At 58.9% G+C, this 17,956-nt stretch carries 22 protein-coding genes; 13 read left to right on the top strand and 9 right to left on the bottom strand.

Annotation, left to right across the window (positions count from 1 at the left end; genetic code table 11):
• Window positions 1-72 precede the first annotated feature (72 nt).
• Window positions 73-720, top strand: a complete 648-nt coding sequence (locus tag RGAI101_RS14185; RefSeq protein WP_037229625.1) for a GntR family transcriptional regulator — start codon at window positions 73-75, stop codon at window positions 718-720.
• A gap of 162 nt (window positions 721-882) precedes the next feature.
• On the opposite strand, the gene rpsU is transcribed toward RGAI101_RS14185, so the two are convergent.
• A complete protein-coding gene (gene rpsU, locus RGAI101_RS14190; protein ID WP_008226826.1) occupies window positions 883-1,089 on the bottom strand; it encodes a 30S ribosomal protein S21 in 207 nt (68 codons plus the stop codon).
• Between the two features lie 115 nt (window positions 1,090-1,204).
• Between rpsU and RGAI101_RS14195 the strand changes: the two genes are divergently transcribed.
• From RGAI101_RS14195 to RGAI101_RS14215, 5 genes are all read left to right on the top strand, one after another.
• Window positions 1,205-1,921, top strand: coding sequence for a COQ9 family protein (locus RGAI101_RS14195; protein WP_008226623.1), 717 nt, complete (start codon window positions 1,205-1,207; stop codon window positions 1,919-1,921).
• Between the two features lie 83 nt (window positions 1,922-2,004).
• Window positions 2,005-2,730, top strand: a complete 726-nt coding sequence (locus RGAI101_RS14200) for an energy-coupling factor ABC transporter ATP-binding protein (RefSeq protein WP_037229628.1) — start codon at window positions 2,005-2,007, stop codon at window positions 2,728-2,730.
• The gene (locus RGAI101_RS14205) at window positions 2,705-3,301 is read left to right on the top strand and encodes an energy-coupling factor transporter transmembrane component T family protein (RefSeq protein ID WP_008228232.1); all 597 of its coding nucleotides are present in this window, start codon (window positions 2,705-2,707) and stop codon (window positions 3,299-3,301) included. The genes RGAI101_RS14200 and RGAI101_RS14205 overlap by 26 nt, the downstream gene beginning before the upstream one ends.
• Window positions 3,302-3,394: 93 nt before the next feature.
• Window positions 3,395-4,381 (top strand): NAD(P)H-quinone oxidoreductase, encoded by a 987-nt coding sequence (locus tag RGAI101_RS14210; protein ID WP_037229631.1) that lies wholly within the window; start codon window positions 3,395-3,397, stop codon window positions 4,379-4,381.
• Window positions 4,382-4,392: 11 nt separating this feature from the next.
• Entirely contained in the window at window positions 4,393-5,370 is a 978-nt protein-coding gene (locus RGAI101_RS14215; RefSeq protein WP_008225829.1) for a quinone oxidoreductase family protein, read from the top strand.
• Between the two features lie 125 nt (window positions 5,371-5,495).
• On the opposite strand, the gene RGAI101_RS14220 is transcribed toward RGAI101_RS14215, so the two are convergent.
• Window positions 5,496-6,140 carry a ribonuclease T2 family protein gene (locus tag RGAI101_RS14220; RefSeq protein ID WP_037228355.1) on the bottom strand — a complete coding sequence of 215 codons (645 nt, stop codon included), beginning with the start codon at window positions 6,138-6,140 and terminating at the stop codon, window positions 5,496-5,498.
• Between the two features lie 129 nt (window positions 6,141-6,269).
• On the opposite strand from RGAI101_RS14220, the gene RGAI101_RS14225 reads away from it, so the two are divergent.
• From RGAI101_RS14225 to aspS, 4 genes are all read left to right on the top strand, one after another.
• Window positions 6,270-7,034, top strand: a complete 765-nt coding sequence (locus RGAI101_RS14225) for a DUF1013 domain-containing protein (protein ID WP_037228357.1) — start codon at window positions 6,270-6,272, stop codon at window positions 7,032-7,034.
• Between the two features lie 112 nt (window positions 7,035-7,146).
• A complete protein-coding gene (locus RGAI101_RS14230; protein WP_008226119.1) occupies window positions 7,147-8,247 on the top strand; it encodes an endonuclease/exonuclease/phosphatase family protein in 1,101 nt (366 codons plus the stop codon).
• A gap of 252 nt (window positions 8,248-8,499) precedes the next feature.
• Window positions 8,500-9,672: a type III PLP-dependent enzyme gene (locus RGAI101_RS14235; protein ID WP_008228172.1), complete on the top strand. Its 1,173-nt coding sequence runs from the start codon at window positions 8,500-8,502 to the stop codon at window positions 9,670-9,672.
• A gap of 169 nt (window positions 9,673-9,841) precedes the next feature.
• Complete coding sequence (gene aspS / locus RGAI101_RS14240; RefSeq protein WP_008228169.1) at window positions 9,842-11,692, top strand: aspartate--tRNA ligase; 1,851 nt, start codon at window positions 9,842-9,844, stop codon at window positions 11,690-11,692.
• Window positions 11,693-11,759: 67 nt separating this feature from the next.
• Here the strand turns inward: aspS and RGAI101_RS14245 are convergent, their stop codons facing one another.
• Window positions 11,760-12,236 carry a hemerythrin domain-containing protein gene (locus tag RGAI101_RS14245; RefSeq protein WP_008224999.1) on the bottom strand — a complete coding sequence of 159 codons (477 nt, stop codon included), beginning with the start codon at window positions 12,234-12,236 and terminating at the stop codon, window positions 11,760-11,762.
• 89 nt (window positions 12,237-12,325) lie between these two features.
• On the bottom strand, window positions 12,326-12,499 hold the full coding sequence (locus tag RGAI101_RS21930) for a hypothetical protein (RefSeq protein ID WP_157044687.1): 174 nt from the start codon (window positions 12,497-12,499) through the stop codon (window positions 12,326-12,328).
• A 153-nt stretch (window positions 12,500-12,652) separates the two neighbouring features.
• On the opposite strand from RGAI101_RS21930, the gene RGAI101_RS14250 reads away from it, so the two are divergent.
• Complete coding sequence (locus tag RGAI101_RS14250) at window positions 12,653-13,378, top strand: GNAT family N-acetyltransferase (protein WP_037229634.1); 726 nt, start codon at window positions 12,653-12,655, stop codon at window positions 13,376-13,378.
• Between the two features lie 6 nt (window positions 13,379-13,384).
• Here RGAI101_RS14250 and RGAI101_RS14255 read toward each other — a convergent pair whose 3' ends face one another.
• A complete protein-coding gene (locus RGAI101_RS14255) occupies window positions 13,385-14,101 on the bottom strand; it encodes a response regulator (protein WP_008225138.1) in 717 nt (238 codons plus the stop codon).
• Window positions 14,102-14,233: 132 nt separating this feature from the next.
• On the opposite strand from RGAI101_RS14255, the gene mce reads away from it, so the two are divergent.
• Both mce and RGAI101_RS14265 read left to right on the top strand, forming a co-directional pair.
• Window positions 14,234-14,638 (top strand): methylmalonyl-CoA epimerase, encoded by a 405-nt coding sequence (gene mce / locus RGAI101_RS14260; protein ID WP_037229637.1) that lies wholly within the window; start codon window positions 14,234-14,236, stop codon window positions 14,636-14,638.
• A 2-nt stretch (window positions 14,639-14,640) separates the two neighbouring features.
• Complete coding sequence (locus tag RGAI101_RS14265) at window positions 14,641-14,934, top strand: DUF1467 family protein (RefSeq protein ID WP_037228361.1); 294 nt, start codon at window positions 14,641-14,643, stop codon at window positions 14,932-14,934.
• On the opposite strand, the gene RGAI101_RS14270 is transcribed toward RGAI101_RS14265, so the two are convergent.
• The 4 genes from RGAI101_RS14270 to RGAI101_RS14285 all read right to left on the bottom strand — a co-directional run bounded on the left by RGAI101_RS14270 (window position 14,867) and on the right by RGAI101_RS14285 (window position 17,818).
• Entirely contained in the window at window positions 14,867-15,601 is a 735-nt protein-coding gene (locus RGAI101_RS14270; protein ID WP_008225025.1) for an EI24 domain-containing protein, read from the bottom strand. The two genes, RGAI101_RS14265 and RGAI101_RS14270, sit on opposite strands and share 68 nt — an antisense overlap.
• Complete coding sequence (locus RGAI101_RS14275) at window positions 15,592-16,164, bottom strand: nitroreductase family protein (protein ID WP_008225816.1); 573 nt, start codon at window positions 16,162-16,164, stop codon at window positions 15,592-15,594. Before RGAI101_RS14275 ends, RGAI101_RS14270 begins: the two co-directional genes overlap by 10 nt.
• A gap of 10 nt (window positions 16,165-16,174) precedes the next feature.
• A complete protein-coding gene (locus tag RGAI101_RS14280) occupies window positions 16,175-17,281 on the bottom strand; it encodes a class II histone deacetylase (protein WP_008227805.1) in 1,107 nt (368 codons plus the stop codon).
• Between the two features lie 63 nt (window positions 17,282-17,344).
• Window positions 17,345-17,818: a VOC family protein gene (locus RGAI101_RS14285; protein WP_037228364.1), complete on the bottom strand. Its 474-nt coding sequence runs from the start codon at window positions 17,816-17,818 to the stop codon at window positions 17,345-17,347.
• Window positions 17,819-17,956: the final 138 nt, after the last annotated feature.

Consider the following 17,956-nt stretch of genomic DNA (forward strand, 5'->3'; position numbering starts at 1 on the left):
TCCAAGTCAAATTTATTGTATACAAGAATGGAAGCTTTGCACTTTGAGCATTTGACATGTTGGAAATACTCCATGGAAATAAGACGCGCCGACAAGATCGCAGAGTTGCTTGAGCAAGCTTTGTTTGCTGGACAGTACCAGGATGGAGAGCGTCTGGACGAGATCAAGCTGGCCGAGCAATTCGAGGTCTCCCGCACCCCCATTCGCGAAGCGCTTCAGGTGCTTGTGTCCTCGGGGTTGGCCGAACAGATCCCCCGCCGCGGTGTCTTTGTGCGCCAGCCCGGCCCGGTCGAGTTGATGGAGATGTTCGAGACGATGGCCGAACTCGAGGCCTCTTGCGGCCGGTTGGCGGCGACGCGTATTTCGGAAAGCGGCTTGGCGCAACTGGTCGAGGCGAATGTGAAATGCCAGCAGGCGATCGAGAATTCAGACCACGATACCTACTATCTGGAGAACGAGAAATTCCACCAGATCATCTACCGTGGTGCGGCCAACAGCTATCTTGAAAAGCAGGCACTTCAGTTGCAGAACAAGCTGCGCGCCTACCGGAAAATGCAACTGCGGTTTCGCGGGCGGATGGATCAATCCATGGCCGAACACCTTGAGATTGTGGCTGCCCTGCAAGGCGAAGACGCAGAGCGCGCAGCACATGTCCTGCGCAGCCACGTCGCTGTGCAAGGCGAGAAATTCCACCGTCTGCTGGCGAGCCTGAAGAACTAGGCACAGGCGGCAGTGTTTCCCCGCTACCGCTGCGGTCCGTTATGCTGACGGGTGGCTGGTCCGGATGTCACAGCCGTGCCAGACTTGGCAAAGCCGCAAAATAAAACCCCCGGCACCATCAGGTATCGGGGGTCTCTATTCTTTTGCATCGCTGGCGTTGATTTACATCATGCCTTCGCGCTGCAGTTTTTTCCGTGCCAGTTTTCTGGAACGGCGGATCGCTTCAGCTTGCTGACGCACGCGTTTTTCGGAAGGTTTCTCGAAATGTTGCTTGAGCTTCATCTCACGAAACACACCTTCGCGTTGTAGCTTTTTCTTCAAAGCCCGAAGGGCTTGATCGACGTTATTGTCGCGAACACTAACCTGCATGTGGTTTTCACCACCTTTCTGGTTGGAAGTTGCAAGGATTTGCAGGAACTGGGCTTATAGCCACCGTGAGCTATATTGTCTAGTGTATAGCCAATGACCGCTCAGGAGGCACGCCATGACCGACCCCGCACAAACCCCTTATCCGGCACACGACCCGAAAGAACAGCTGCTGGACGCCGCATTGGTTCACGTTGCTTTTGACGGCTGGTCAGAGGCGACATTCCAGGCCGCAATCAAGGATGCAGGGCTGGATGCAACCGTGGCGCGTGCGGTGTGCCCGCGCGGTGCGGTTGATCTGGCGGTTGCCTATCACAAGCGGGGCGATGATCAGATGATTGCGCGTATGAAGTCCGAAGACCTGAGCGAGATGAAATTCCGCGACAAGATCGCGGCGATGGTGCGCTTCCGGCTTGAAACCGTGAACGACAAGGAAGCGGTGCGCCGGGGCACCACCTTGTTCGCCCTGCCGCAATATGCCGCTGATGGGGCAAAGCTGGTTTGGGGTACCTGTGACGCGATCTGGAATGCGCTTGGCGACACCTCCGACGACGTGAACTGGTACACAAAACGCGCCACGCTGAGCGCGGTTTATTCATCGACCGTGCTGTATTGGCTGGGCGACACCAGCGAGGGCCACGCGGACACATGGGAATTTTTGGACCGTCGCATCGACAACGTCATGCAGATCGAAAAGCTCAAGTCGCAGGTGAACAACAGCCCAACGCTAAGCAAGCTGATGGCGGGGCCGAACTGGCTGCTGTCGCACGTCAAGGCCCCGTCGCGGATGCCCAAGATGGGTCTGCCGGGCAGTTGGACCAGCCCGCGCAACTAGGCTGACTTTCCTAAAGGCTCAAGACCTGATAGCCCACCGCTGGCCCGTGCTTTTTGCGGGTGACAGCCTTTGGTATCGCCATCATGCCCGCCCCCTTGATCCTGCTCGATGATGTTTCATACGCTCCCGAAGGGGTCCCCGTTCTGAACGGCATTTCCCTTGAGGCGTGCGAGCGCCGGATCGGAATTGTTGGCCGCAACGGGTCGGGCAAGACGTCGCTGGCGCGGGTGCTGGCCGGTCTGGTTGCGGCAACATCCGGCACGGTGCGGATCGCCGGTGTCGATGTCGTCAAAGACCGCAAGGCCGCGCTGCGCCACGTCGGTATCCTGTTCCAGAACCCTGACCACCAGATTATTTTCCCCACGGTTGAAGAAGAAATCAGCTTTGGCCTGACCCAATTGGGCCAGACCGCTGCCGATGCCGCAGGTGAAACGGCACAGATGCTGGCCCGCTTCAACCGCAGCCATTGGGCAAAGGCAGCCATTCATCAACTGTCGCAGGGGCAGCGGCAACTGGTCTGTCTGATGTCGATCCTCGCCATGCAGCCCAAGGTGATTATCCTGGACGAACCCTTTGCGGGGCTTGATATCCCGACGACACTGCACCTGACCCGCGTGTTGGAGGGGCTTGACGCGCATCTGGTCCACATCACCCACGACCCGGCGCATCTGGCCACCTATGACCGCGTGATCTGGATCGAAGAGGGCCGTATTCATCGCGATGGCAGTGCCGAGGGTGTGTCACATGCCTTTGTCAGCCGGATGCAACACCTGGGGGCTGAAGATGATTTCGCTGACATCTCCGGTTGAAACCCGTGCCCACGGATGGCCCGTAGGCGCAAAGCTGGCCGGGCTTTGCGCGGCGACACTGGTGCTGTTCAGCATCGGGTCGGTCTGGGCGCAGGCCCTGATATGCGGCCTGACCCTGTTGATCTACGCGGCACCGGGGTGGCGGTTTTTCAAAAGTGGCATGCTGCGGCTGAAAATCCTCTGGCCCTTTGTCGTCCTGATTCTGGTCTGGCATGGCCTGACCGCTGATTTGACCAACGGGGCGGTGATCGTCTTGCGCATGGTGTCAGCCGTCGCGTTGGCCAATCTGGTGACGATGACCACGAAGCTGTCGCAGATGGTGGCGGTCGTCATGTGGGCGACGACCCCGTTGCGCTGGATCGGGTTCAACACACGCGGCATCGAATTGGGCATAGCTCTCGTCATCCGCTTTACCCCTGTGTTTGTGCAAAAAGGGCAGATGCTGGCGCTGTCATGGCGCGCGCGGTCGGTCAAGCGGCTGGGCTGGCGGATCGTGATCCCCTTTGCTGTGCTGGCGATTGACGACGCCGAACATGTCGCCGAAGCGCTGCGCGCCCGTGGCGGTCTTTGACGCGATCCTGACATCTATCAGTTCGGGCTGTACGCCACAGGATTGAAGCCTATGTTGATCCCAACAGGAGAGATCAAAGGGAGATTTGGATCCATGTCAGACACAATGCGCGCAATCGAGATTACCAAGGCCGGCGGCCCCGAGGTCCTGCAACCGACCCAGCGGCCGATGCCCACACCAGCCCACGGGCAGGTGGTGATCAAGGTCGCCTATGCAGGCGTCAACCGCCCTGATGCGTTGCAGCGCGCGGGCATGTACGCACCGCCCCCCACCGCCAGCGATCTGCCGGGTCTTGAAGCGTCGGGCGAAATCCACGCGATCGGTGACGGCGTGTCGGGCCTGTCGGTCGGCGACAAGGTTTGCGCCCTGCTGCCCGGTGGCGGCTATGCCGAATACGTTGCGACCCCGGCGGCCCATTGCCTGCCTGTACCAGAAGGCATGGGGATGAAGGAAGCGGCCTGCCTGCCGGAAACCTTCTTTACCGTATGGTCGAACGTCTTCATGCGCGGCGGGTTGAAGGCGGGCGAACGTTTCCTGGTACATGGTGGGTCGTCCGGGATCGGAACGACAGCAATTCAGCTGGCCCGCGAACTGGGTGCGCGCGTGTTTGCAACGGCTGGCACCGACAGCAAATGCGCCGCCTGCGCCAAGCTGGGGGCCGAAGCCGCGATCAATTATCGCGACACGGATTTTGTCGATGTGCTCAAGGCCGAAGGCGGGGCGGATCTGATCCTTGACATGGTCGGCGGCGATTACATCCCGCGCAACCTGCAGGCGCTCGCCGAAGACGGTCGTCTTGTGCAGATCGCATTCCTGACCGGCCCCAAGGTCGAAGTGAACTTTGCAACCTTGATGACGCGTCGCCTTACCATGACGGGCAGCACCCTGCGCCCGCAAAGCGATCTGGCCAAAGCCCGCATCGCAGACCAGCTGCGCGAACATGTCTGGCCGCTTCTGGATGCCGGTAAAATCGCGCCGGTCATGGACAGCGAATATGAATTCGAGCAAGCCAGCGAAGCCCACGCGCGGATGGAAACCAGCGGTCACATCGGCAAAATCGTTCTGAAAGTGAATGGATAGGGGTTACGCATATGGCACTGACAGCAATCATCGAAGCCCATGGCGGGCCGGAACAGTTCAAACTGGTCGATCGCCCCGTCGGCGACCCCGGCAAAGGTGAAATTCGCATTGCGCAAAAGGCCGTAGGCCTGAACTTTATCGACGTCTACCAGCGCACGGGCCTGTACCCCATGCAACTTCCCCATGCGATGGGGATGGAAGCTGCCGGTATCATCGAAGCGGTCGGTGAAGGGGTCACGCACCTGAAGGTCGGCGATCGTGCCGCCTATGCCGCACAACCGCCCGGTGCCTATGCCGAGGCCCGCGTGATGCCCGCCGCGCAGGTCTGCCCCTTGCCTGACGGCATCTCCTTTGAGGAAGGGGCGGCTATGATGCTCAAAGGCCTGACGGTCGAATATCTGTTCCACCGCACGACGCCCCTGAAACGCGGCGACACCGTCCTGTTCCACGCAGCGGCTGGCGGGGTCGGCCTGATCGCATGCCAATGGGCACGGTCCGAAGGGGTCACGCTGATCGGTACGGCGGGGACGGATGAGAAATGCCAGCTGGCCCTGGATCACGGGGCGGCGCATTGCATCAATTACCGTGATGGCGATTGGGCCGCACGCGTTCAGGAACTGACAGACGGCAAGGGCGTTGATGCGGTCATGGATGCGGTTGGCGCGGATACGTTCGAGGGATCTCTGAACAGCCTCAAACCGCTTGGCATGATGATTTCATTCGGCAATGCCTCTGGCCCGGTACCGCTTTTCAATCTGGGTATTCTTGGCCCCAAAGGGTCGCTGAAAATTACCCGGCCAACAATTTTCACCCATATCGGGGATCATGCCACCTGTCAGGAAATGGCCAAACATCTCAGTGACAAGGTGCTGTCGGGGGATGTGAAAATAAACATCGGCCAACGGTTTGCGCTGAAAGATATCGCACAGGCGCATGAGGCACTTGAGGCGCGCCAGACAACCGGCAGCACCGTGCTTGAAATCAGGTAAAGCGCCGCATCCGCGCCGCTGCCTCCGGCGGGGATATTTAGGAAGCCAGAGAAGGGGAGAAGGCGTACCATCTTCTTTGGCTCTTAAATATCCTCGCCGAAGGCTATCGCCCGCAGGGCGATTTCCTATCTGATTGGTGTGAACACTGCGTTGTCCATGGTGCAGTCTTTTATGACATCACGTCCGCATGGAACCGGTACCAGGTCTTTTGACAGGCAGATCCGGACGTCCTGGATGAAGCCACTCTTGCAGGTCACAGTAATTCCATCTCGGTCCATGTCAGGGTTCGCTTTTACGAAGGCGTCTTCCACCACTGATGCCGGTAACCTGATATCGGTTTTGACTTTGCGAAATACAGGCGGGCGCACCACAGTTTCATACGCGGCACGGGATGTTGCATAGTAGCGCTGGGCGGACAGGCCCGTGCAACTGCCGTGCTTTTTCCATTGGTGCCAGGCAAGGCCCGGGGTCCCCATAATGTCGGCCATCGCGGCGGTCCTCCCACGTGACGGGGAAATTTCGACGGTGCGGCAATAGGAGGGGTACCCGCGGTGAAACTGTGGCCAAAGGCCATGCATGATCCAGCCATGATCCTGTGCGTCGTCGCATTGTGGTGACCGCCTTGCATCGCCTTCAAGCGTGCACCAATTGGGCGACCAGCTTAGCGCCAGGACGTAATAGTCGAACTCTCCTGCGATTTCGTCTGCTGCCGTGGCAGTTTGCGGCAAGGCGTGGCACGTCAATAGCAGGCATAAAAAGAGCGAACGCATTGAGGTCTTTCCTTATTTGCAAAATCCCAGTATAAGCCACGCAAGTTCCCCCACAATGGAAACCGTTCTGCCCCGGCAGGACAGCCAGTTTCAGGCGACGGGGAAGGTGCGTTTTAAGGAGAGACCGACATGGCAAAACCAATTATGGCCCGCGCCACTGCCGTATGGCTGGTGGACAACACGACCCTCAGCTTCAAGCAGATTGCGGATTTTGTTGGGATGCACGAGCTTGAAATCCAGGGCATTGCGGACGGTGATGTGGCCCAGGGCGTCAAAGGGTTTGACCCGGTCGCCAACAACCAGCTGACCGAAGATGAGATCGAGAAGGCGCAAGCCAATCCGCTGCACAAGCTGAAGCTGAAGTTCAACGCCGCAGCCCAGGGCGAGGAAAAGCGCCGTGGCCCGCGCTATACGCCTTTGTCCAAACGTCAGGACCGGCCCGCGTCGATCTATTGGCTGGTCAAGTTCCACCCGGAATTGTCAGACGGTCAGATCAGCAAGCTTGTCGGCACGACCAAGCCCACGATTCAGGCGATCCGCGAGCGGACCCATTGGAACATCGCCAACATCCAGCCGATCGATCCTGTTGCTCTTGGCCTGTGCAAACAGTCCGAACTGGACGCGGCCGTCCAGAAAGCGGCAGCCAAGAAGGCAGCCGAAGGCGGATTGATGAGCGACGACGAACGCCGCCGTCTGGTCAGCACGGAACAGTCCTTGGGCATGGATACGGAACCCAAGATCCCGACCGCCATCGAAGAGCTTGAAACCTTCACCCTGTCTGGCAATCCGGCAGATGATGACGACCGGGACCGGGGGGATTACTCTGATGCGGACAGTTTCTTCAAGCTGCCTGAAAACGGTGCAGATGACGAAGATGAAGACGACGACAAGTAATAACTGATCTTGTTTTTGATTGTTTTCGGAACAATCCGGATCAAGCGGTCGTTATATTTGGGGTAAAGGGCAGTGATCCTTTACCCCATTTGTTTTTGAAAGGACCGAATAAATGAGCCTGATTTTGAAATCTTTATTCTGGCTCGTGGTCGGTATCCTGTTTTTATCCAGCGTTCTGCCGCTCAGCAAAATCCCGCATGGCGCGATACGCGGTCTTGCCTTCCCCCGAGAGCAATTTTTCCTCCTCACCTTGGTGATGTTCGTTTTTGCGCTGGTGTTTTTCGACTCACATCTCAGGCTTTATGCTGTGATCACGCTGACAGTCGTCGCGGCGATCCATCTGGCCTATGTGGTCAAATTCACCCCGCTCTGGACACAGCAATCAGTAGATGCGTCCCAGGCCGAGCTTGACGATACGGACAGTCACGTGACCATTCTTGCGTCCAACGTGAAACAGTCCAACCGCGATTTTGGTGCATTGATCGACTTGATCAAAGAGAAAAAGCCCGAGATCGCGACGGCGCTGGAGGTGGATCAAGAATGGACCGATGAACTTCATGCCGCGCTCAAGGATGATTACGCCCATTGGGTGACTGTGCCCAAGGATAACTCCTATGGCATGGTCCTGATGTCCAAGCTGCCCTTGGCCGAAACGCAGGTTCGCGAGCTGCTGGTCGAGGACGTGCCGTCGATCAGGACCACGGTGCGTAACGCCAACGGGCAGGAATGGCGCTTGTACATCGTGCACCCCGAACCCCCCGTTCCCAACCACGACACCAAGGGGCGCGATGGCGAGATTGCGCTGATCGGGATCGAGGCCAGCAAGGACGACATGCCTGCGATCGTCACTGGTGACTTGAACGATGTCGCATGGTCCACGACCACGCGCCGTTTCCAACGCCTGTCTGGGTTGCTGGATCCGCGTGTGGGTCGCGGGTTCTACAACACCTTTCATGCGGGCATTCCGATGATGCGCTGGCCGCTGGACCATCTGTTTCACGATGCCGAATTCCGTCTGATCAGCATGTCGCGGCTGCGCAACATCGGCTCCGACCACTTTCCGATCATGTTTTCGCTTGCGCTGACCCAGACGGAGGCGGCGATTACCACCCCCGAGCCGAGTGACGCAGAAGAACGTGACGAGGTCAGGGAAATCGTCCAGGATGAAAAGGAAAAAGACCGCGAAGCCATCGGGACCGACTGGGAAAAATAGCCCGGTTCCGGGGGTGAAACACAGACGAGAGACAACGGATTTGCGTGCCGGAAAATAAAATTATGCGGCTTGGATTTTGCCACTTGCAAGAATCTGAAAACAGCGTAAATGCGCCGCTACAGACGCCAACGCACGCGCCTCTGGCCGGTCAGCCCTTGTACTGATTGACCCGCGTTTATGCAGCGACGGTAACGTCTCTTGAAACGACAGGTTTGGGCGATCCTGCCCACCCATGCTCTTTGGAGATGACACATGACCGCTCTTGATTCTGGCGCTGCACCTGCGCCTGCACCATCGAACTTTGACGAATCCGCAGAATACATCTGGAACAACAGCTTTGATAAACCGACGCTTGTGGTCAGCCGCGAACGTGTGGGCATCCAATACGACGCGCTGAGTGCCGGGTTGGGAAATGCGCACATCCATTATGCCGTCAAAGCCAACCCCGCCCCCGAGATCATCCGCCTGTTGGTCGAACGCGGTTCGGGCTTTGACGCCGCATCGCGCCAAGAGATCGAGCTTTGTCTGTCCCAAGGGGCGGATCCCAAAAGCATTTCCTTCGGCAATACCATCAAGCGTGGTGTCGATATTGCATTCGCCCATTCCATCGGCGTGACCCTGTTTGCCGCCGATTGCGAATCCGAGCTGGACAAAATCGCAACGCACGCCCCCGGTGCGCGGGTCTATATCCGCCTGATCGTGGAAAATTCGCTGGCCGATTGGCCGCTGACCCGCAAATTCGGGTGCGCCGATACCCTGCTGCCAACTCTGCTGGATTATGCAAAATCCGTTGGTCTCGTGCCTTATGGCCTGTCCTTCCACGTCGGCTCGCAGACCCGCAAGGCGGAATACTGGAACCCTGTGCTGGATCAGGTGGCCCCGCTGTGGCACGCCGCCAAGGCAGCCGGTCATGATCTGCAACTGCTCAACATCGGCGGCGGCTTTCCGGCGTATCACGGTGATGTCGTGGACGCGCCGCGCGGCTATGCGGCTGCTGTCATGGCCGCGGTCAAGGAACGCTTTGGCGAGATCGCATATATCATGGCGGAACCGGGTCGCGGTATGGTCGCCGAAGCGGGCCACATCGCTGCCGAGGTGCTTTTGGTGTCGCGCAAATCCGCTGTGGCCGAACGCCGCTGGGTGTACCTCGACATCGGCCGTTTTTCCGGGCTGGCCGAAACCGAAGGTGAAGCGATCCGGTATGAATTCATCACCGCACATGACGGCGGGCCGGTCGGACCGTGCGTGATGGCTGGACCATCTTGCGATTCTGCAGATATCCTGTATGAAAGAAATCCGGTCGACTTGCCGCTCGCCTTGCGGGATGGTGACAAGATCATGATTAAGAATTGCGGGGCCTACACGAGCTCTTACAGCTCTGTCGGCTTCAACGGATTTCCGCCGCTTGATGTGCTGGTTCTGTAAAGAACCGGAAACGTCGCGCGGGAAGGACCGCCTGCTTTGGGAGGAGCAGGCGGTCTAATTTTTTTTGCCCTAGAGTTCCTTATGCTGAATAGTCCAGAAACTCTTGACTTCCCCGGTGCCAAAAGGTGTACCTGCCCCGAACATTTCCAGCCCTAGGAAGGGACCCGTCATGCATCCATATCGCAGCCACACATGCGCCGATCTGAGCAAAGAAAACGTAGGCGACAAGGTGCGTCTGTCCGGTTGGGTGCACCGCGTGCGCGACCATGGCGGCATCCTGTTCATCGACCTGCGTGACCATTACGGCATCACCCAAGTGCTGTGTGACCCTGATTCGCCGGCTTTTGCCGATGTCGAAAAGGTTCGTTCGGAATGGTGCATTCGCATCGACGGCGAAGTCAAAGCACGCGCGGACGATCTGGTGAACGCCAAGATCCCGACCGGCGAAATCGAAGTTTTCGTGCGCGACATCGAAGTATTGGGCGCGTCGAAAGAGCTGCCGTTGCAGGTGTTCGGCGATCAGGAATACCCCGAGGAAACGCGCCTGCGCTACCGCTACCTGGACCTGCGTCGCGAGAAGATGCAGGCGAACATGGTTCTGCGCTCCGATGTGGTTTCGTCGATTCGCAAGCGCATGTGGGACCGCAAGTTCAAGGAATTCCAGACGCCGATCATCACCGCATCTTCCCCCGAAGGTGCGCGCGACTTTTTGGTGCCGTCCCGTTTGCATCCCGGCAAATTCTACGCGCTGCCCCAGGCCCCCCAGCAGTTCAAGCAGCTGTTGATGGTGTCCGGCTTTGACAAGTATTTCCAGATTGCCCCGTGTTTCCGTGACGAAGACCCGCGTGCCGACCGGTCGCCCACGGATTTCTACCAGCTCGACCTCGAGATGTCCTTTGTCGAACAGCAGGACGTGTTCGACACCATCCAGCCCGTGCTGACCGGTATTTTTGAAGAATTCGGTGGTGGTAAATCGGTCGATCAGGAATGGCCGCAGATTTCCTACAAGGACGCGGCGCTTTGGTATGGGTCGGACAAGCCCGACCTGCGCAACCCGATCAAGATGCAGGTTGTATCCGAACATTTCGCGGGTTCCGGCTTTGCGATCTTCGCCAAGCTGCTTGAGCAGGAAGGCACGCAAATCCGTGCGATCCCGGCACCGACCGGCGGGTCGCGCAAGTTCTGTGATCGCATGAATGCCTTCGCGCAAAAAGAAGGTCTGCCCGGCATGGGGTATATCTTCTGGCGCGAAAAGACCGCTGACAGCGTTGCGCAAGAACTGGGTATTCCGGTGAAAGAAGCCCAGGCCAAGCTGAAATCCGGCGAAGTCGAAGGCGGCATGGAAGCGGCAGGCCCGCTGGCCAAGAACATTGGACCAGAGCGTACCGAGGCCATTCGCCAGCAGCTTGGTCTGTCCGTCGGCGATGCGGCGTTCTTCCTTGGTGGCAAGCCAAAGGCGTTCGAGGGCGTTGCAGGACGTGCCCGCAACGTTATCGGTTCCGAGTTGGGCCTGACGGACGAAAACCGCTTTGCCTTTGCATGGATCGTCGATTTCCCGATCTACGAAAAAGATGCCGAAACCGGCAAGATCGATTTTGAACATAACCCGTTCTCCATGCCCCAGGGCGGGATGGACGCGCTGATGGGCGATCCGCTCGAGGTGCTGGGCTATCAGTATGACTTGGCCTGTAACGGTTATGAGCTGGTGTCGGGTGCCATCCGGAACCACAAGCCAGAGATCATGTTCAAGGCGTTCGAGATCGCTGGATATGGTAAGGATGAGGTTGAAAAGCGTTTCGGCGGCATGGTTAACGCCTTTCAGTATGGTGCCCCGCCCCACGGCGGTTGTGCTGCGGGCATTGACCGCATCGTGATGCTGTTGGCCGAAGAGGCGAACATTCGCGAAGTCATCCTGTTCCCGATGAACCAGCGCGCCGAAGACCTGATGATGAACGCGCCCAACGACCCGATGCCGGATCAGTTGATGGAACTTGGTTTGCGTGTGATCCCGCAAGACTGACCGCTGACCAAATAAAAAGCCCGCCTCCGATAATCCGGGGCGGGCTTTTTGCTGCCTTCAAGGCGGATTAGTCTTCCAGACTGTCTTCGCGCTTTTCGTCGACCAGCTTCATCTCTTCTTTTTTGCGCTCTTCGAAGCGCTTGCCAAAGGCGTCGTTGTGTTCTTCGCCGATCACTTCCTTGGCGCGTTTGAACACGTCTTCCTCTTCTTCTTCCATGTGATGTTCGTAATCATGCTTGAGCGTTTTGAACTTTTGCAACCATGCAGGCGATGACATGTCCGTGACGTTCAACTCCTCCATCAGATCGTCCAGTTCCTTATGTTCGGAGACCGAGTGGCGGGCGGCGTCCTGCCCCCAAGTTTCCTGCATCAGCTTGGAATAGAACGTTTCTTCCTCGGCAGCGGCATGGGATTTGACGTCGTTGAAAAATTCTTGCCATGCGTGTTGGCGGTCCTTGCTGTCGCCGGACGTGTCGGCGATTTTGTCAAGCAATGTCCGGTGGTTATCGTGGTCCGCCTTGATGGCGTCATAGATCGAAGTCATTGTGTGTCCTCTCGTCAAATTCAGTGATCAACGCGAGGGCAATTCAGTTTGTTCCGGCTCTTGGCCAAATGGCCAAAGATGACCCCGATTCAGAAGCCGGAACTGGCGATCTGGACGACCGCAGCCGTGCTGTCTGTGCTATGGGCGATAAAATAGGCGACGGACACGATGATGGCCCCCGTCATGTTGGCCCCCCAGACGATCCAGTCCAGACGGGTTTCGTCGCGGTAGATCGCGTGCGCTTTTCGAAGCGTGGTCAACATGCGTCGGAATCCTTGGGTCTGGTACCGGTTTACGTTCTAAAGCAGTGCAGGGGGTTTGTGTCCAAAATTTGCCATGATGGTGAACACGATTGGGCACGTCGAAGCGATTTTGAGGGCTTGGCGCTGGCTACACTTCATCTTAACGTGATCGGTATGAACAAGATTGATCCCGTTGAGGCCCCCGTTGGCCCACCCGTCCCCGGCTTTACCCCACCGCCGTTACCGCCCCGCGAAGTGATGCAGGGGACGTATGCGATGCTTCAACCTTTGAATGCCCAGGATCACGCCGCCCTTCTGTTCCGTGTGTTCGAAGGGCAGGATCAGCTTTGGCGCTATATGTATGATGGCCCGTTTTCGTCCTCTGCGCAGTTCCATCGCTGGGTAAGGGACGTTGAAACCCGTGATGATCCGCTGTTTTACGCGATCAAGAACCTCGAGACGGGACATTGGGAAGGTGTGGCCAGCTATTTGCGAATCGCACCGGCGGCAGGGTCGATCGAGGTGGGATCGATCACGTTCAGCCCGGCACTGCAACAGACCCGCGCGGCCACGGAAGCGATGTATCTGATGATGGCGTGGGCCTTTGATGCCGGCTACCGGCGTTATGAATGGAAGTGCAACGCGCTGAACATGCCGTCGCGGCGCGCGGCACAGCGGCTGGGTTTCAGCTATGAAGGTATTTTCCGTCAGGCGGCAGTGGTGAAGGGGCATAACCGGGACACCGCCTGGTTTGCCGCGATTGATTCTGAATGGCCGGGCCTGAAAGAAGCGTTCGAAGCGTGGCTTTCGCCCGCCAATTTTGACGAAACAGGCAATCAGCTGGAACGGCTGGGCGATTTGACGGGCCTGGTGCGGGTGGCAAGTGATCCGTTGATCTGAACGCGTTCAGATGGCGACGCGCTGCGCCAGACGTGTCTGCACCAACCCGGCGACAACTGCCTTTTCGGATTCTGCTGAGTGTCCCAAGGCGCGTTTGCGGGCCAAGGCCAGTGCCGCCGTTTCAAGCGCCTTGTCACTGGCGCTGCGGGCGACGCCGCCCAGAAACTGCGCCACATAATCCAGCGTCGTGCTGTCGCCCGCGTCGTCCAGCACGTCGGCAATATGGGCCATATCGTCCTGAAAGGCGATGTGATCGGGTTCGACCATCTCGTCAACGATCATGCGCAACCCTTTGGGCTGGCGTTCGGGCGGCAATGTCGACAGCACCGATTGTTGGAACTGAACCAGTGACGTCAGGGGTTTTTCGATGAATCCGTCCGCGCCTGCTGCAATGGCATCGCCCGCCAGATGGGTATCGCCGGAAATCGCCAGCAGGGCATCCACACGCGGCTGTGCCTTGGACAGTTCCTCGATCAGGTCAATGCCGTTGCCATCCGGCAGGCCCAAATCGGCGATCACCACCGAAGGGCGGTAAACCTGAAGGTGGCGGCGTGCGGCACGCAGGCAATCGGCGCGCCGGATGCGCGCACCGGACCGCAAGCACAGCAGGCGCATCGCCTCGCAGGCGAAGCGGCTGTCTTCGATGACCAGGATGGTCAGGCCCAACAGGGGCCGTTCAGCCGTGGGGGCAGGGCTGTGCGCATGTGTTTCAAGCTTGTCCATGATTCCTCCGGTGAAATGACTGATGTCCTCATGGTTAGGGGCGCTTGGCTAATAGGCCGTTAACGTGACGCATTGCTCTTGCGCACAGGGCAGCCCATAACCTTGGCAACATTTGAAGTTGAGGAGAAGATGATGATCGGTCGCCTAAACCACGTAGCCATCGCCGTGCCGGATCTTGAGGCCGCGGCAGACCAGTATCGCAACGCGTTGGGGGCCAAGGTCGGGCCTGCACAAGATGAACCGGACCACGGTGTGACGGTGGTGTTCATTGAATTGCCGAACACCAAGATCGAGTTGCTTTATCCGCTGGGCGACGACAGCCCGATCAATGGCTTTCTGGAAAAGAACCCCGCGGGGGGCATTCACCACATCTGCTACGAAGTCGATGACATCATCGCTGCCCGTGACCACCTGAAGTCCACCGGTGCGCGTGTTCTGGGCACCGGAGAGCCCAAGATAGGGGCCCATGGCAAGCCCGTCCTGTTCCTGCATCCCAAGGACTTTAACGGCGCGCTTGTCGAGCTGGAGCAGGTGTAACCATGGCTGTTATGTCAGGCATTGTTCTGTTTACCGTGATCTGGGCGATGGTTTTCATGATCGCCCTCCCGATCCGTGTACAGACCCAAGGCGACTTGGGCGAAATCGTCGAAGGTACCCACGCAGGCGCGCCCGAACATCACCACCTCAAGAAAAAGGCGCTTTGGACGACGGGCATTTCCATCGTCCTTTGGGCGTTCATCGCGGGCTTTATCGTGTCAGGCTGGGTTACCGTGGCGGATATTGAACATTGGTTGCACGGCGAGGCGACACCAATTGGTGGAACAAATGGGTAAAGGTCGCCGCGCCTAGGATCGGTACGATCAGGTTCAGGAGCGGCACCGACAGAGGTACCGCCATCAACACGCCTGCAGCCCAGATCGTGGGCATGTGACGCCGGCGCAGGCGCTTTGCCTCGGTCGGCCCCACCCGGCGGATCGCCGCGAGGGTGAAATACTCACGCCCCAGCAAAAAGCCGTTGAGCCCCCAGAAGATCAGCGGGGCCAGCGGTGCGAAAAACAGATACAGCACCAACGCCAGCAGGTTGGCCGCAATCAACACCCCCAGAAAGCTTATCGTATCGCGCAGTCCATCCGCGAAAGACACATGGCTGGCGGGGGGCAGCTGTGGGTAGTGCTCGGCCTCGACCGCGTCGGCCACATCGTCCAGAAAGAACGACGTGATGGCAGACGCAACCGGCATCATTAAAAACACTGACAGTACCAACAGCAGAACTGCGGCCCCCCAGCTGAACAAATCATCCAGCCATGTGACCGTACCGATCAGGGGCAAACTGTTGTCGTCGCCCACCAGCCAGTCGACCAGCCACACGAACCCCGCCGATGCCCCGATCAGCATAAGCAGGGCCAGTCCGATCCCCAGGAAGAACACCCGCCGAAAGCGCGGATCGGACAGCTGCCCGACCGCCAGCCGGAAGGCGTGAAATATCTGCGTCAAAGCCATGTGGTAAGCGCTGCGATGTCGGGGCGCGGGCGCTCTGGCGGGGCGGCGGTTTCGGTCCCGATATGGATGATCCCCGCGATCCGTTCATTGTCGGCCAGACCAAAGCCTTCGGTCATGAAGCCGCGGTCATGGCTGGGCCACCCGCTTAGCCAATTTGCACCCCAACCGGCGGCAAGGGCGGCATTCAGCAGTGCTAGGCATACGGCACCCGCCGAATAGGTCTGTTCAAGAGGGGGGATCTTTGGCGACGGTTTTTGCACCTCGACCACGACCACGGCCAGATGACCCTGATCGAACTGCCCGCGCCCTTTCTGGATTTGCTCTGCATCAAGGCCAAGCGCCGCGCCGCGGGTCTCTGCGATGTCGGCCAGACGGCCCATGGCGGGTTTGTCGATGACGATAAAGCGCCACGGCTCAAGCTTGCCATGGTCCGGCGTGCGCGCGGCGGCTGTCAGCAAGGGCAGCAGCGTGTCGCGGTCCGGTACAGGGGTGGTCAGCGTCTTGGCAGGGCGTGAACGGCGGGTTTGCAGGAAATGCAGCGCGTCTGGGTTCGGTGTCGGCATGGGGTCTCTCTTACAGGTTCAGCTCTTGCGCCATCGCATCAATGGAATCGCGCAGGAAGGCGTCAAATTTGGGGCTGGGCTGGCGGATACGATAGTTCTCCGCGTGCGGATCTGGCGCGATGGTATCACTGTCTGCGAGGGCTGCGATGGTGGCGTGGCCACAGAACGGGACATAGGCCTCTGAATAGCCGCCTTCGTGGACAAGCACCAGCTTGCCGTCGCAAAGTTTTTGTGAAGTCTCTTTGATCTTGCGGGTCATGGCGGCAAAGGTTTCCGCCGTAGCCTGCATTCGCGCCAGCGGGTCCACGATGGCGGCGTCAAAGCCGCAGGCGACGATGATCATGTCCGGCTGGAACGCCTCGAGCGCGGGGATCACGATACGGTCCAGCGCGTGCAGATAGGCGGTGTGCCCGGATCCGGCATGGAGCGGCAGGTTGATGTTATACCCTTCGCCAGCGCCCTTGCCACGGTCCGTCAGCGCGCCGGTATCAAGCGGATAGTTGCCTTCCTGATGCAGGGAAATGGTCAGTACGTCGTCGCGGTCGTAGAATATCGCCTCGGTGCCGTTGCCATGGTGCACATCCCAGTCCAGCACTGCGACGCGGTTGACCAGCCCTTTGGCTTTGGCGGCTTCGATCGCGATGGCGATGTTGGCGAGCAGGCAGAAGCCGTTGGGGAAATCGGGGAGGGCGTGGTGGCCGGGGGGGCGGCTAAGCGCGTAGGCGTTTTCAATGTCACCCGATGCAACCGCTTCGACAGCGGCAATGGACAGCCCTGCGGAAAGCGCCGCAATCTCGAACCCGCCGGCGGCGAAAGGCGTGCGCAGGCCCAGTTCTCCACCGCCAGTGTCAGAGAGACGCTTGAACTCGTCCAGATAGGCTGCGGGATGGACGCGTAACAGATCGTCATGCGTGGCCTGCGGCGCACTGCGCACGTCCAGTTCGGCCATCAGGCCGGTGACTTCCATCAGGTTGCGCAGCCGCCGCTTGGTTTCGGGATTCTCGGGCAGCCCGCCCGAGGCCAGCGGCTGTACCAGCCCGCCGATGGGCATGGTAAACGCATAATTTCCGCCCGCATGCCAAAAGCAGCGTTCATCCATGAAAAAGCCTGTCGTCATTGCCTTGCCTCCGGTTTGTTCAGCGGCAAGGCTGGCGCAGCGGCGCTGATTTGTCCATGGCTGCTAGGCGGGTGCTTCGGCCAGAAGCGCGTCCAGATCAAGGCGGCTGTTTGACATCTTGATCGCGCCATCTGCCGTGCGCGGCCAGTCGGCTCGGGGCTTGTCGCAGTAGATTTCGACGCCGTTATTGTCAGGATCGCGCAGATAGATCGCCTCGCTGACGCCATGATCGGCGGCACCGTCCGACGGTATGCCCGCCTGAAGGACGCGTTTCAGAACGGTGGCCAGCGCAGCGCGGTCAGGATAGAGAAAAGCGGAATGGTACAAGCCGGTGTGGCCCGGTGGCGGCGGTGTGGCCCCGGCGCTTTCCCAGGTGTTAAGCCCGATATGGTGATGGTAGCCGCCCGCCCCAAGGAATGCCGCCTGGTTGCCCATCTGCGTGACCAGATCAAAGCCCAGGACGTCGCGGTAAAATTTGATTGCGCGGTCAAGGTCCGCGACCTTGAGGTGAACGTGACCGATAGATGCGTGTGACATGGGCTGTGCCTTTCGTTGTTTGAGGCCAAGCATCCGGGGGAATTGCATAAAACGCCAGAGATTTGACCGCGCGGACCCTGTGCGAAAATGCGCAGCGCCGTGCCAGATTGCATCGCCGCTGATCTGTGATAGCCAGAA

Origin of the sequence: Roseobacter sp. GAI101, assembly GCF_000156335.1 — a bacterium.
Taxonomy (GTDB): Bacteria; Pseudomonadota; Alphaproteobacteria; order Rhodobacterales; family Rhodobacteraceae; genus Sulfitobacter.

Excerpts from the sequence above, each read along its gene's own strand:
- RGAI101_RS14185 (WP_037229625.1), top strand. The coding sequence starts at position 73 with ATGGAAATAAGACGCGCCGACAAGATCGCAGAGTTGCTTGAGCAAGCT.
- rpsU (WP_008226826.1), bottom strand. The coding sequence starts at position 1,089 with ATGCAGGTTAGTGTTCGCGACAATAACGTCGATCAAGCCCTTCGGGCT.
- RGAI101_RS14195 (WP_008226623.1), top strand. The coding sequence starts at position 1,205 with ATGACCGACCCCGCACAAACCCCTTATCCGGCACACGACCCGAAAGAA.
- RGAI101_RS14200 (WP_037229628.1), top strand. The coding sequence starts at position 2,005 with ATGCCCGCCCCCTTGATCCTGCTCGATGATGTTTCATACGCTCCCGAA.
- RGAI101_RS14205 (WP_008228232.1), top strand. The coding sequence starts at position 2,705 with ATGATTTCGCTGACATCTCCGGTTGAAACCCGTGCCCACGGATGGCCC.
- RGAI101_RS14210 (WP_037229631.1), top strand. The coding sequence starts at position 3,395 with ATGTCAGACACAATGCGCGCAATCGAGATTACCAAGGCCGGCGGCCCC.
- RGAI101_RS14215 (WP_008225829.1), top strand. The coding sequence starts at position 4,393 with ATGGCACTGACAGCAATCATCGAAGCCCATGGCGGGCCGGAACAGTTC.
- RGAI101_RS14220 (WP_037228355.1), bottom strand. The coding sequence starts at position 6,140 with ATGCGTTCGCTCTTTTTATGCCTGCTATTGACGTGCCACGCCTTGCCG.
- RGAI101_RS14225 (WP_037228357.1), top strand. The coding sequence starts at position 6,270 with ATGGCAAAACCAATTATGGCCCGCGCCACTGCCGTATGGCTGGTGGAC.
- RGAI101_RS14230 (WP_008226119.1), top strand. The coding sequence starts at position 7,147 with ATGAGCCTGATTTTGAAATCTTTATTCTGGCTCGTGGTCGGTATCCTG.
- RGAI101_RS14235 (WP_008228172.1), top strand. The coding sequence starts at position 8,500 with ATGACCGCTCTTGATTCTGGCGCTGCACCTGCGCCTGCACCATCGAAC.
- aspS (WP_008228169.1), top strand. The coding sequence starts at position 9,842 with ATGCATCCATATCGCAGCCACACATGCGCCGATCTGAGCAAAGAAAAC.
- RGAI101_RS14245 (WP_008224999.1), bottom strand. The coding sequence starts at position 12,236 with ATGACTTCGATCTATGACGCCATCAAGGCGGACCACGATAACCACCGG.
- RGAI101_RS21930 (WP_157044687.1), bottom strand. The coding sequence starts at position 12,499 with ATGTTGACCACGCTTCGAAAAGCGCACGCGATCTACCGCGACGAAACC.
- RGAI101_RS14250 (WP_037229634.1), top strand. The coding sequence starts at position 12,653 with ATGAACAAGATTGATCCCGTTGAGGCCCCCGTTGGCCCACCCGTCCCC.
- RGAI101_RS14255 (WP_008225138.1), bottom strand. The coding sequence starts at position 14,101 with ATGGACAAGCTTGAAACACATGCGCACAGCCCTGCCCCCACGGCTGAA.
- mce (WP_037229637.1), top strand. The coding sequence starts at position 14,234 with ATGATCGGTCGCCTAAACCACGTAGCCATCGCCGTGCCGGATCTTGAG.
- RGAI101_RS14265 (WP_037228361.1), top strand. The coding sequence starts at position 14,641 with ATGGCTGTTATGTCAGGCATTGTTCTGTTTACCGTGATCTGGGCGATG.
- RGAI101_RS14270 (WP_008225025.1), bottom strand. The coding sequence starts at position 15,601 with ATGGCTTTGACGCAGATATTTCACGCCTTCCGGCTGGCGGTCGGGCAG.
- RGAI101_RS14275 (WP_008225816.1), bottom strand. The coding sequence starts at position 16,164 with ATGCCGACACCGAACCCAGACGCGCTGCATTTCCTGCAAACCCGCCGT.
- RGAI101_RS14280 (WP_008227805.1), bottom strand. The coding sequence starts at position 17,281 with ATGACGACAGGCTTTTTCATGGATGAACGCTGCTTTTGGCATGCGGGC.
- RGAI101_RS14285 (WP_037228364.1), bottom strand. The coding sequence starts at position 17,818 with ATGTCACACGCATCTATCGGTCACGTTCACCTCAAGGTCGCGGACCTT.